Origin of the sequence: Halobellus sp. Atlit-38R (assembly GCF_003665925.1) — an archaeon.
Taxonomy (GTDB): domain Archaea; phylum Halobacteriota; class Halobacteria; order Halobacteriales; family Haloferacaceae; genus Haloquadratum; species Haloquadratum inordinatus.
The window spans coordinates 98,105-110,358 of record NZ_QXIJ01000003.1; the positions used below are offsets into that span (position 1 = coordinate 98,105).

13 protein-coding genes and 2 tRNA genes are annotated in these 12,254 nt (G+C 66.7%); 6 read left to right on the plus strand and 9 right to left on the minus strand.

Annotation, left to right across the window (positions count from 1 at the left end):
• Positions 1–55: 55 nt before the first annotated feature.
• Both D3D02_RS05130 and D3D02_RS05135 read left to right on the plus strand, forming a co-directional pair.
• Positions 56–568, plus strand: a complete 513-nt coding sequence (locus D3D02_RS05130) for a CinA family protein (protein ID WP_121568917.1) — start codon at positions 56–58, stop codon at positions 566–568.
• 91 nt (positions 569–659) lie between these two features.
• The gene (locus D3D02_RS05135) at positions 660–1,226 is read left to right on the plus strand and encodes a metal-dependent hydrolase (RefSeq protein WP_121568918.1); all 567 of its coding nucleotides are present in this window, start codon (positions 660–662) and stop codon (positions 1,224–1,226) included.
• 34 nt (positions 1,227–1,260) lie between these two features.
• Here D3D02_RS05135 and D3D02_RS05140 read toward each other — a convergent pair whose 3' ends face one another.
• The gene (locus D3D02_RS05140) at positions 1,261–2,037 is read right to left on the minus strand and encodes a PHP-associated domain-containing protein (RefSeq protein ID WP_121569193.1); all 777 of its coding nucleotides are present in this window, start codon (positions 2,035–2,037) and stop codon (positions 1,261–1,263) included.
• Positions 2,038–2,192: 155 nt separating this feature from the next.
• Here D3D02_RS05140 and D3D02_RS05145 point away from each other — a divergent pair, with 155 nt between their 5' ends.
• On the plus strand, positions 2,193–2,495 hold the full coding sequence (locus D3D02_RS05145; RefSeq protein ID WP_121568919.1) for a hypothetical protein: 303 nt from the start codon (positions 2,193–2,195) through the stop codon (positions 2,493–2,495).
• A gap of 167 nt (positions 2,496–2,662) precedes the next feature.
• Here the strand turns inward: D3D02_RS05145 and D3D02_RS05150 are convergent, their stop codons facing one another.
• The 5 genes from D3D02_RS05150 to D3D02_RS05170 all read right to left on the minus strand — a co-directional run bounded on the left by D3D02_RS05150 (position 2,663) and on the right by D3D02_RS05170 (position 7,654).
• Complete coding sequence (locus tag D3D02_RS05150; protein WP_121568920.1) at positions 2,663–3,115, minus strand: transcription elongation factor Spt5; 453 nt, start codon at positions 3,113–3,115, stop codon at positions 2,663–2,665.
• 1 nt (position 3,116) lies between these two features.
• Entirely contained in the window at positions 3,117–3,290 is a 174-nt protein-coding gene (locus tag D3D02_RS05155) for a protein translocase SEC61 complex subunit gamma (RefSeq protein ID WP_103992772.1), read from the minus strand.
• 174 nt (positions 3,291–3,464) lie between these two features.
• Positions 3,465–4,625 (minus strand): cell division protein FtsZ, encoded by a 1,161-nt coding sequence (ftsZ, locus tag D3D02_RS05160; RefSeq protein WP_121568921.1) that lies wholly within the window; start codon positions 4,623–4,625, stop codon positions 3,465–3,467.
• Between the two features lie 212 nt (positions 4,626–4,837).
• Positions 4,838–6,265 carry a D-aminoacyl-tRNA deacylase gene (locus D3D02_RS05165; protein WP_121568922.1) on the minus strand — a complete coding sequence of 476 codons (1,428 nt, stop codon included), beginning with the start codon at positions 6,263–6,265 and terminating at the stop codon, positions 4,838–4,840.
• Positions 6,266–6,331: 66 nt separating this feature from the next.
• Entirely contained in the window at positions 6,332–7,654 is a 1,323-nt protein-coding gene (locus D3D02_RS05170; protein ID WP_121568923.1) for a sodium:calcium antiporter, read from the minus strand.
• Between the two features lie 223 nt (positions 7,655–7,877).
• On the opposite strand from D3D02_RS05170, the gene aroE reads away from it, so the two are divergent.
• Positions 7,878–8,684, plus strand: coding sequence for a shikimate dehydrogenase (gene aroE, locus D3D02_RS05175; protein WP_121568924.1), 807 nt, complete (start codon positions 7,878–7,880; stop codon positions 8,682–8,684).
• A gap of 47 nt (positions 8,685–8,731) precedes the next feature.
• Here aroE and D3D02_RS05180 read toward each other — a convergent pair whose 3' ends face one another.
• From D3D02_RS05180 to D3D02_RS05190, 3 genes are all read right to left on the minus strand, one after another.
• Positions 8,732–10,675, minus strand: coding sequence for an ABC transporter ATP-binding protein (locus tag D3D02_RS05180; protein WP_121568925.1), 1,944 nt, complete (start codon positions 10,673–10,675; stop codon positions 8,732–8,734).
• Between the two features lie 60 nt (positions 10,676–10,735).
• Entirely contained in the window at positions 10,736–11,005 is a 270-nt protein-coding gene (locus D3D02_RS05185) for a hypothetical protein (RefSeq protein WP_121568926.1), read from the minus strand.
• Between the two features lie 67 nt (positions 11,006–11,072).
• A complete protein-coding gene (locus D3D02_RS05190; RefSeq protein WP_121568927.1) occupies positions 11,073–11,594 on the minus strand; it encodes a DUF192 domain-containing protein in 522 nt (173 codons plus the stop codon).
• A gap of 92 nt (positions 11,595–11,686) precedes the next feature.
• On the opposite strand from D3D02_RS05190, the gene D3D02_RS05195 reads away from it, so the two are divergent.
• Positions 11,687–11,760: transfer RNA gene (locus D3D02_RS05195), tRNA-Val, on the plus strand.
• A gap of 268 nt (positions 11,761–12,028) precedes the next feature.
• Positions 12,029–12,102, plus strand: a tRNA-Phe gene (locus tag D3D02_RS05200).
• Positions 12,103–12,254: the final 152 nt, after the last annotated feature.

Below are 12,254 nucleotides of genomic sequence, written 5' to 3' on the forward strand. Positions count from 1 at the left end.
TTTTTCGACCGCGCCGTGCGGGCGTTCTTTACTGGTCGCCACCCACAACACGGGTATGCGAGAGTTCGCATCCGATCCCCCGATCGAAGTTCGCATCGGCGACGTCCTCCGCGAGACGGGCGAGACGGTCGCCGTCGCCGAGTCGTGCACGGGCGGCCTGATCGGGTCGCTCCTGACCGACGTCCCCGGCTCTTCGGACTACTTCGACCGCTCGCTGGTGACGTACTCCTACGACGCGAAACTGACTGCGCTCGGCGTCTCACGGGAGTCGCTGGACGAACACGGGGCGGTCTCGGAGCCGGTGGCCCACGAGATGGCGGCCGGCGTCCGCGACACCGCCGGGACCGACTGGGGAATCTCGACCACCGGGATCGCCGGGCCGGACGGCGGCACCGCCGAGAAGCCGGTCGGGACCGTCTTCATCGGCGTCGCCTACCGGGGCGAGTGGGGAACAGGGGAGTCCTACACGCGCGTCGAGCGCTACGAGTTCGACGGCGGTCGGACCGAGATCAAAGAGCAGATCGCACGGCAGGCGCTCGAAACACTCCTCGTCGCCGTGGAGACGTAGCCGAGACGGTCTGACGGGCGCATAAGTGGCCGACGGCGCGGCGCTCGATGAGACACAACGTTTGTAGGGCCGGCACGCAGACTCACAGCCGATGAACAAAGACGGGCACGTGCTGAACGGGGCGCTCCTGGCGATCGGGCTCGGGGTGATTCTCTCGGTGGACCCGACGTCGGGACCGCTCGTCGGGGGGGAGAGCGGGGCCATCACGGTCGACGCCGCCGTGACGCTCGCCAGCGACACCGCCTGGTCGGTCGCGGAACTGTCGCTGCCGGTCGTCCTCGGCGCGCTCTTTCCCGACGTCGACACCGCGTTCGGGCGGCACCGAAAGACGCTGCACAATCTGCCGATCCTGGCCATCTTCCTCGCGTTTCCCTACGTCTTCGGGAACCTCCAGTTCGTCTGGATCGGGGTCGCGACCCACTACCTCCTCGATATGGTCGGCTCGAAGCGCGGGATCGCGCTCTTTTACCCGCTTTCGGCCACCGAGTACGACCTCCCGACCGGCGTGGCGACGTCGAGCAGCTGGGCGATCCGTGTGACGGTCCTCGTGACGGTGCTCGAACTGGTGTTGCTCGCGCTCGTCCACAACTACGTCTTCGCGCTCGACACGTCGCTGGCGGAGGCGACGAACACGTTCGGGGTCCTCGTCGGACTGTGAACGAACGGCACTGAACCGATCTCCGAGACGAAGGTCAGTACTCTCTGACGTCGTCGAATCGATTTTCGTAGGCGACGTGTCCCGGATGGGTTGGCTCCATTCCCGAGAGAAACAGTCGGTCGATCTTCCCCCAGGAGTTCTCATAGCCCAGGTGCGCGAACTCGGTCAGTCCGCGAACGGTGTGAGAGAGGCCGCTGCGCCGGAGGACGCGACGGGGCGCTTGCTCTCGGAGCGCGTCGACGAGGTCGGTCGCGGAGTCGATCGCGCGCTCGAACGTCGTCCACACCTCGCCGACGCTGCCGCGGAGGTGGGCGTACGAGGAGCCGAACCCCGGAAGACCGACGTCGTTCGCGAGGCTTCGAGCGTGGCGGTTCTGCCGCGAGGGCACCTTGAAGTTGTGCGTCTCGACGGCGTGGATTCGCTCGGCGAAGGCTGCGATCGTCTCGCGGTCGAGACTCACGTTGAGGAAGTTCGGGTGGGGGACGAGCACGGCCGCGCCCTGTCTGTCGAACTCCGCGAGCGCGCCGTCGAGCGAGATGAAGTCCGGGACCGGCTCGGAGAGCCCGATCGCGAGGACGTGGTTCCGATTCCGCCAGGAGCCGGTGAACACCTCGCGGGCGGGGACGACGAGCAGGTCGTCGTCCGAGAAGCGTTCCGCGCGCTCGCGGATCGTCGGCAGGCGGACGAAATGCGGCGCGTACACTAAGACGTCGAGGCCGCGGGCCTTCGCACGAGCGACGACGCGCTCGTTCAGGATCTTCACGTGAGGGTCGACTCGGGTAGTCGTCGCCGCGCCGCCGTCGGTGCGCACGGCTGCCGCCACGTTCGAATCGGCGTCACTCGTTCGGTCCGGTCCGGACGCGGCCGTGTCGGTCACGTCCGTCGGTCTGCACGGCGCCGGGTTAGTGATTTCTATTTCTCATCCGCTGCGGAACGGTTTTGTCGGACCTGTGCGTGCGTTCCGATATGTCCCTGTGGAAGTGCGGCATCGGCGACTGTGGGGAGCGCTTCGAGGACGTCGAGTCCGCGATCATCCACCAGACGGTGGAACACGCCCGCCACGAGTGTACGGTCTGTGGCAGCATCGTCCCGGACGGCTACTTCGCGATCCGACACGCCTTCGAGGAACACTCCCGAGCGGAGTACGTGCGCGCCTACGACGCAGATTCGACGGCCGTGCGCGTCCGCGAAGACATCAAGGCAGATATCGAAGACGAAGCCAACCTCCGGGACGTCGTCGAAGAACTCAAACGGCGCGACGCGCTGTGAGCGTCGCCGGAGCGCTCCCATCCGTATTCGCCAGGTCCCGTCCGTATTCGCCGGGGTCGTCGCCGTCGCCCTCCTGACACTGCGACCCTGTGCCCGTTCTCACGTCTCGACTGCGCACAGCCTGCTCTCACGACGACGTGGACACTACCGATCGGCTGGAAAACGGCTCAGCGCTCGTCGCTGTCGAGGACGCGGATCTGGTCGCCGCGGACGGTGACCGGAATCGGAACCGTCGCCTCGTAGAGTTCGACTGTGACCTGGTCTTTCGTCTCGTCGATCCGCTGGACGCGAGCCTTCTCGCCCTTGAACGGACCGGCGATCAGTTCGACGATGTCGCCCTCGGCGATGCCTTCGACGTCCGGCGTCGGCGAGAGGAAGTGCTCGACTTCCGCGATCGAGGAGCGGCCGGCTTCCCCGCCGCTCTTGACGAGGCCGCGAGCGTGCGGAATCTCCTCGAGAACGCGCGTGATCACGGCGTCGTTGTCCGATTCCACCATCACGTAGCTCGTGAGCGAGTCCGGAGCTAACACGGCGTGGATCTCCGGTTCCTCGCGGTTGGCGATCATATCGGCGACTGTCCGCTCCTGGCTGGCGGTCGTCTTCACCGAGTAGATCGGCACGTCAGACACCCCCCGGGAGGAAGCTCATCACCGCGTAGATGAGAAAGCCCAGGAAGCCGACGAGAACGATGCCGGCGCCGGCGATGAGACCGATCTGTGAGAATTCCTCCCACGAGGGGGTGCTCGCCAGCTTCAGCACCCGCACGTAGCTGGTCAGGTCGTACTTGACGTCCATCGTTGTGCCGTAGCTAGTATGCCGGGCTTTTTCTATCTATTGATGCCCGCTTCGCGCTGCGGCAGCACTGGACGGAAGTGACGAAACAAAAAAAACCGGAAGTCCCAGAGCAGCAGTACGGAACCAACAGTCGAGGGTCCCGAGAGACGGACCCGCGCGACGGGGACAGCGTCGCTATTCGACGTAGTCGATCTCGGCGCCGCCGGCCTGTCCCTGTGGCGGGGCCTGCGGTTGGGGTTGGGCCTCGTCGTCGTCGCTGCGACCGTAGATCTGCGGCGACTCGACGCCCGTGACGACGATCATCGTCCGCATCGTGCCGTCGATCTCCTCGTCGACGGAGGTCCCCCAGATGATCCGCGCGTCGGGGTCGATCCGGTCGTAGATCTCTTCGACGACGCCCTCGGCCTCCTCGATGCTCATATCAGATCCGCCAGTGACGTTCACGAGCGCGGAGTTCGCCCCCGAGATGTCGACGTCCAAGAGCGGCGAGCGGAGCGCGCTCTTGACGGAGTCTTGGGCCTTCGATTCGGAGTCGGACTCGCCGAGGCCGATCATCGCGACGCCGCCGCGCTCCATCACGGTCTTCACGTCGGCGAAGTCGAGGTTGACCAGCCCGGGCTTTGTGATGAGTTCGGTGATCCCCTTCACCGAGCGCATCAGCACCTCGTCGGAGACTTTGAACGCCTGGCGAACCGGAAGCTTGCCGACCGCGTCGAGCAGGCGGTCGTTCGGGACGACGATGACGGTGTCGGCGACGTCGCGGAGGCGTTCGAGCCCCGCTTCGGCGTTGGTCCGACGGACCTCGCCCTCGGCGGTGAACGGCGTCGTGACGATGGCGATAGTGAGTGCGCCGGACTCGCGGGCAGCCTTCGCGACGACTGGGGCGGAGCCGGTGCCGGTCCCGCCGCCGAGTCCGGCCGTGACGAACACCATATCCGAGCCGTCGATCGAGTCGTAGATCTCCTCTTGAGACTCCAAGGCGGCTTCCTCGCCGACCTGCGGGAGCGAGCCCGCGCCGCGGCCCTGCGTCTTCTGTTCGCCCATCAGGATCTTCGTGTCGGCTTCGATCTCTACGAGGTGCTGGACGTCGGTGTTGGCGGCGACCAGCGTCGCGCCCTCGATGCCCTCTTCGTGCATTCGATTGACGGTGTTGCCGCCGGCGCCGCCGCAGCCGACGACCGTGATGTCAGTCTGGAGGTCGACGAGGACTTCCTGCAGTTCCTCGTCGGTCATCGTTCCGGTGCGGGGCATCTCCCCGCCCGTGGGTGCGTCGACGGCGTTCCCATCCCCCGTCTCCTCGGCCTCGTCTATCGCATCGTCGACGATGGAGTCCATAGTATGGCCATTCGTACCGAATACAGCCTAATTATCTTTCCCCCTTTCGTCGGACGCGCGTCTGACGCTCAGGTGGCTTGACGCGGGGGTTCGGCGGATTTCCCGGGGGCGAGGGGACGATCCGCTGGGAGTCGACAGTCAGATCGACCAGGAACTGACGGCCAGATCGACCAGGAATCGACGGCCGTATGGCTCCGAATGCGACGCGCAGACTACGGCGAGTTCGTCGGCCGGGGCGCGCTGCCGACCGAGAACGTTACGGTCTCCTCGACGTGGACCTCCGCGGGCGTGACCTCGCGCCCGTCGACCTCCACGGTCTCGCCCGCGGACAGTCGGCCGAAGGCCGGCCCCTCCGGGACGCCCAACTCGGCTGCCGCCGCCGGGTCGAACGTCTCTCGCGTCGCGACGACGCGGCTGTCCTCCCTGCGGACCTCGTCGTACTTCGATTCGAGGATGGACGCGAGCGCGTCGGCGAGCGCGCCGAGAGCGCTGGCGTCACCGACAGCGGCATTGCCCTGGGGTTTCGTCCCGCCTTCGACCGTCTCGAAAGCGAGGAGCCTGGCGCTTGCGGCCTCCATCGTCGCCGCCTGGTCGATGCCCGAGGCCTCCGCGAGGAGGTCGTCGGGGAGCGAGACGACGTCGAAGGCGTCGTGGGCGGCCACGTCGTCGGTGGCGTTTTTCGCCGGGGTCCCGAGCCGAAGGCCGGCGTCGATCGGCGAGAGCGCTGCTTCGAGGGTTTCGACGAGGTCGAGGTCGACGCCGGTCGTGACGCGGAGCCACGTCTCGCCGACGACGCGGTAGCCGAGGTCGTCGATGACGGCTTCGAGCTCGGGATCGTCGGCGGCGACGAGCGCGCGTGTCGCCGCCGACTGCTCGAACGCCTGGTCGACGACCGTCGCGTTCGCCTCGGGTGCGCCCATCGACTGGAGGACCCAGTCGGCACCGATGTGGCCGATCGCCCAGTCCGTCTCGCGGAGGACCCGTTCGAACTGGGGCGCGTAGTGGCCACCGCCGAATCCGACGATCTGGCGCGGTTCGTGGCCCGAGTCGGCGGCGCCGGGCGAGGCAGCATCGACGGACCGCGTTGCGTCCGGAGTCGCCCCGGAGATCTCCAGCACTGCGCGGGCGACGGCCGCGGCACCCTCGGGGTCGTCCCACTCGGTCTCGCTGCTGCCGAGTTCCACGAACAGGGAAGGGGCGCCGACGTCGCTCGGGCCGTGGTGCGTGCACTCGATGCCGACGTCGTAGCCCTCGGGCGCGTGGCGGTCGAACGCCTCGACGACCGCTCGCTGGACGTTCGGACACGTGCGGGCGAGTTCGCCCGGTACACCGCCGTGTTCGGCCGGACCGAAGTTCCCCGTGAAGTGCGCCGTCAGGAGCGGGCCGGTATCACCCGAGTGCCGCGAGAGAAAGGCGACGAAAGCGGGCTGTTCGGAAAAGGCGGCCGCGACGCCGTCGAGTTCGAGGTGCCAGGCGTCGAACTCCCGGAGCTCGAAGTCCTCGTAGCGGTAGTACCTCCCGCCGCCGTCGCCGTCGCTGCGCGCGGTGTCCTCGCGTGTCTCCCACTCGACGAGCGAGCGGAGTGCCTCGCCGATCGCGACCGAGGCGGAGTCGGCGCGGCTGACGACCAGTCCGATCACGACAGGGAGTGGTCGCCGCTCGGTATAAAAACTCTCGGAGCGGCGGGAAGGGGAACGCTTCGTCGCTCAGTCCGCGCGCTCCGGTTCCGGCACCGGCGTCCCGCGGATGTTGGCGACGGTGAGTTTGGCGAGCCGTTGGAGGTCACGCCGACGGCTGGCGAGGAGTCCGGCGGCGAGCACGACGTAGACGACCGAGTACGCCAAGAGCAGGTAGATCGAGTACGTCTCTGCGAGCGCTTCCGGATAGACTCGGATGAGCGCGAACTCGATGACGACCTGCGAGACGAACAGGACGAGAAGCGTCACCGCCTCGCGGACGCTGATACGGAAATTCACGAGGACCGCGAGCGCGAAGAAGCTCTGTGCGGCGGTGAGCCAGATTTCGGCCGCCTGCTTGAACTCGAACGGCAAGACGCCGTAGGAGCCGAGCGAGATGCTGTAGACCACCGACAGCGTCCCGATCAGGAGCGTCCACTGATTCAGCTTCGAGGAGATGAGCGCGTTGAACGCCGCCGTCGCCCGCGCCTTGTTCACGAGGTAGGCGGTCACGATGAGTTCGGGGCTCTCAGACGCCAGCGGCGCGATCCACTGGATCATAAAGAACTCCGGGATGCCGTACTGCAGTCCCAGTCGCTCCAGTCCGTGCGCGAACGGTTCGACCGCGGTGAGGATCAGGAAGCCGGAGTAGACGAACAGCGTGAGGACGATGGGGACGCGGACCTTCCGGGGATACGACTGAAAGTACGCCGGCACGCCGACCTGTTCGTCGTGGTCGTCGACGTCGCCGCGGACGATGATCGCGATGTAGGTGACGTAGAGGCCGACGAGGACGACCGTGTCGACGATGTCGATACCGCCGCTGAGCGGGACGAAGAAGGCGAAGATCGTAGCCAAAAAGAGGAAGAGAATCTCCGTCGAGATGCTCGGATCGAGTTTCACGGCGTCGCGGAGCGTTCCCTCGCGGTTGACGACGCTCCCATCGTCACGGCCGCTGGCGGTCGCTTTGTAGATCGAGAACAGCGCGATCCCGGACCAGCCGAGACCGATGAGGATGCGGTTCGCGCCGGTCATATTGGCGACCGCGAGGTTCGCCTTCGCCGGGTCGGTCGCCGCCTGCCAGGCGTACAGCGCGTCGACGGCGTACTCGGGGGCGACGGCGAGAACGGCGAGAACGGCCAGCGCGAACGCCCGCGGCACGTCTTTCTCAGCCGTCTCTGCCCCCCACGCGAGGAGGAACGACGCCCCGAGGACGGCGAGGCCGCTGACGCCCACGATCGAGAGCGGCGCGAAGCCGTCGGCCAGTCCCGTCGCCCACGCGACGACCCACGGGAGCGTCAACACGACGCCCCCGGCGACGGCGGTGAGCGGGTGGCGTAAGCGCGAAGTCATCACTCAAAGTGGCCGCTTGCCCCGCCTATCTCTTGCGGTTCATACTGTCGGACAGAACGATGTGAAACGTATCGGCGCTTCGTGGGTGTCAACATCATTCACGAACTTTTGTCCGATAGTATCAGTGATAGCGACAGCGTGAGCGCGGCCGCGACGCCGCCGGAGGCGCGCGAGACTGGCCGCCGAGCGACCATTTAATTCGATCGCGTGGCGACGCGTGGGTATGGATGTATACGGACTCTTGGGGAATCCGGTCGAGCACTCGCTGTCGCCGCCGATGCACGAGGCGGCCTACGAGGCGCTCGGGATCGACGCGCGCTACGTCACCTTCGAACCCGACCGCGACGCCGCTGCGGAGGCCGTCGCGGCCGCGGAAACGCTCGGAATCGCGGGGCTGAACGTCACGATTCCGTTCAAGCAGGACGTCCTCGACGCGGTCGAATCGGACGACGTCGCCCGCCGCGTCGGCGCGGTAAACACGATCGACTTCTCCAGCGACACGCCGCGGGGGTACAACACGGACGTCGCGGGCGTCGAACGCTCGTTCGCGCACCACGGCGTCGCTATCGACAGTCGCGACGCGGTCGTCGTCGGCGCGGGCGGGGCCGGCCGGGCCGCGTCGTTTGCGCTCGCGGACGCCGGGGCGTCGGTCCACATCGCGAACCGGACGGTCGAGAGCGCGGAGTCGCTCGCGGCCGACGTGCCCGGCGCGACGGCGGGCGGCCTCGACACGCTCGACCGCGTCGCCGACGCCGACCTCCTCGTCAACGCGACGAGCGTCGGGATGGAACCCGACGTGGACGAGACCCCCGTTCCGGCCGACCAGCTCCACGCTGACCTCGCGGTGCTCGACGCGGTCTACGCGCCGATCGAGACGCGACTGCTCCGGGAAGCCGCCGGGGTGGGCGCGACGACCGTCGACGGCGCGTGGATGCTCCTGTTCCAGGGCGTCGAGGCGTTCGAGCGCTGGACCGGACGCGACGCGCCGGTCGACGCGATGAACGAGGCGCTGCGGGCCGAGTTGGAGTAAGGGTCGAGGTACTGGCAGGGACGAGAGAGTGAGAGCGAGAAGGTGACTCAGTCGTCGGCGTCGCTCTCGACGCTCGTCCGCGAGGCGCGGCGGCTGGCGCGCTCGACGAACTCCTCGGGTAGTTCGTCGATCTCGCCGGCCTGGACGCCCCAGAGGTGCGCGTAGAGGTCGTCGTTCGCCAGCAGCTCCTCGTGGTCGCCGCGTTCGGCGATACGGCCGTCTTCGAGGACGACGATCTGGTCGGCGTCCTTGATCGTCGAGAGCCGGTGCGCGATGCTGAACGTCGTTCGGTGCTCGGTCAGGCGGTCGAGCGACCGCTGGATGAGCATTTCCGTCTCGGTATCGACGTCCGAAGTCGCCTCGTCGAGTACGAGGATCTCGGGATCGCGGAGGACGGCGCGAGCGATCGAGAGCCGCTGACGCTGGCCGCCCGAGAGCTTCACGCCGCGCTCGCCGATCTCGGTGTCGTAGCCCTTGGAGAGGTTCTGAATGAAGTCGTGCGCTTCGGCGGCCTTCGCGGCCTCGACGACCTCTTCGTGAGTCGCACCGAACGTCCCATAGCGGATGTTCTCTTCGACGGTGCCGTAGAACATAAACGTCTCCTGGCTGACGTAGCCGATCGAGCGCCGGAGGCTCGGGATCGTAACGTCGCGGATGTCGGTTCCGTCGATCGAGATGGATCCCTCGTCGACGTCGTACATCCGGAGGAGCAGTTTGAGCACGGTCGACTTCCCGGCCCCCGTCGGACCGACTAACGCGAGCGTCTCGCCGCCGTCGACGCTGAACGAGATGTCCTCGACGATCGCCTCCTCGTCGCCGTAGCCGAAGGTGACGTCGTCGTAGACAACGCGGCCCTCGTCGACGACGAGGTCCTCGGCGTTCGGGTCTTCCGCGATCTGGGATGGCTCGTCCATCAGGCCAAAGATCCGGGCGGCGGAGGCGTACGCACGCTGGTACATATTGATGATCTGGCCGAACTGCGCCATCGGCCAGATGAAGCGCTGGGTGAAGAGGATGAAGCCGACGAACTCGCCGGGCGTGAGTTCCCCGGTGAAAAACAGCGGCGCGCTGCCGGTCTGACGGTAGGTGAGCACCCAGGCGCCCCCGAGGAGGAACGTGAGGACGAAGCCGACGCCCGAGAGAATCCGGAGGCTGGGGAAGAACTTGATCCGCGTGCGGATCGCCCCCCAGTTGGCGTCGAAGTAGTCCTGGGAGACGTCGTCGACGCGGTCGGACTCGAAGTCCTCCGTGTTCGCGGACTTGATCACCTGGATGCCGCCGAGGTTGTTCTCCAGTCGGGAGTTGAGTTGTCCGACCGACGAGCGGACGTCGGCGTACTGCGGCTGGATCGTCTGGACGAAGCGGTAGGTGAAATAGCCGATGAGCGGGACGACGGTCAGGGTAATCGCGGCCAGTTGCCAGTTCCAGTACAGCAGGATCGCCGCGATGCCGAGGACCATCACGCCGAGGCGGAACGCCGAGTTCATCCCGTCGTTGAGGAAGCGCTCTAAGCGATTGACGTCGTTCGAGAGGATCGACATCATCTCGCCGGTCTGCTTGTCGGCGAAGAAGTCCATATTCAGCCGCTGCATCTTGTCGTAGGTGTCGGTCCGGATCGCGTGCTGGATGTGCTGGGCGAAGGCGTTCCAGCCCCAGTTCCGCGTCCAGTGGAACGCCGCGCCGCCGAAGAAGGCGACGGCGATCAGCCCTGCAGAGAGATAAAGTTGCTCGGCGGACGTCGCCGGCAGCCACGCGTCCGGGACGAGCCACAGCGAGAACGGCCGCTCGTCGAAGAAGATGGAGTCGACGGCGACGGCGAGGAGGATCGGCGGCAGGAGATCGAGCACTCGCGCGACGACGCTGGACGTCAGCCCGACGACGAACGCAAACGCGTTCTCGCGGCCGTACTCGGCGAAGAGCCGGCGCATCGGGTTCTCCGCGCGCTCGCGCTGGCGCTCGAAGGGGTCGTCTTCGTCCGCGAGGGAGTCCATCATCGCGTCTCAGGGCTCGTCGGTACTAAAGGGTTGGATCGTGGCGGTATTCGAGGGGGCTCACAGGGACCGGCGTTCGACGGCGGGATCGATCCCTGCCGCGTCGAGGTCCTCGCGAACGCGCCTCCGGAGTGGATCGGGGACCGTCTCCCGGCCGACGGGAACGGCGGTCTCGCCGTCGCCCTTCACCTTCCAGTAGAGGACGCACTCGGAGGGTTCGTAGAACTCGATACTGTAGTGGTCGTCGGCGCCGCGGTAGTGAACGCGCGCAGCGTAGCCTTCAGCCTGCCAGCCGTCGAGCGAGTCGAGGCCGTCGAGCGAGCCGTCCATACGAACCCCGACGGGCGCGGTCACCGTCCGCCTTTCGCTCCGGGCCGGTGCGTCGACGACGGGAGTGCTACCCGTCTGCCGGCCCCCAGCGTCCCGCGACTCGAATCCGATCGCCCGGCTCGATACCGTGTTCTGTGGTGTAGTCGTACGGCACTTCCAGCACGTACTTTCCCCGGCCGCGGTAGCGCGTCAGGTCCGAGCCGGAGGTGCCCTCGGGCGGGAGTTCGGCGTGGTGGATCGTCGTGATCGTCCCGTCGGCGTCGACGAAGACGATGTCGAGCGGGAAATCCATCTCACGCATCACGTAGGCGTGCTGTTCGTCGGCGTCGTGGACGAAGAGCATCCCCTCGTTCGGGCCGAGCGAGTCGGTGTCGCTGAGTCCGGTGTAACGCTTCTGTCCCGTGTCGGCGACGCGGACGTTCACCGACGCGAGCGTCTCTCCGGTCGCGTCGTCGACGACGGAGACGGTCGTCCGCTCGTACTCGCCGGTCGGAAGCAGCCCGGGGTTCATCGCGACGGCGACGATGCCGAGCGCGAGGAGGGCGGCGAGCGCGAGCGCGACGGTACCGAGCGTCGACCGATCGACCATACGCTGCGATTCGAGCGAGTCGGCGTAAGGATTCCGTCGTTGGGATTGGAAACCGTTCATCTTATACACGTGTGCAGACTGGTGTCGCCTACGGGCTCGTGGTCTAGCTGGTTATGACGCTTCCCTTACAAGGAAGAGGCCGGTGGTTCGAATCCGCCCGAGCCCACTCGAACCGACGAGCGAAGCGAGTCGTGTTCGATGCTCCGAGCGGTGGATTCTGAACCAGGGAGCGAACGGAGTGAGCGACCGAGGTTCGAATCCGCCCGAGCCCATCAGGTTTTGTGACGGCAGCAGCGGCGGGGCCTTACACCGCTGCAGGGGTAGAGAGTTCAATGCAGGAAGCGATGCAGTCGGGCGATCGAATCGGCCGACACCGACGGCGGCGCGACAATCCGAAACCCTTTTTTATATACTCGGCTTCGATCGAAGTGCGCGCCGCCTTAGCTCAGACTGGGAGAGCACTCGACTGAAGATCGAGCTGTCCCCGGTTCAAATCCGGGAGGCGGCATTTTCCTGCGAACGAAGTGAGCAGTGAGGCTCACATCCGAGCGGATTCGAGCCAGGGAGCGAACGGTGTGAGCGACCGTGGTTCACAATCCGGGAGTCAGCACTTCTCTGAACCTGACCGCCGAGCGAAGTGAGCGTCGCCGGCTGCTGGGG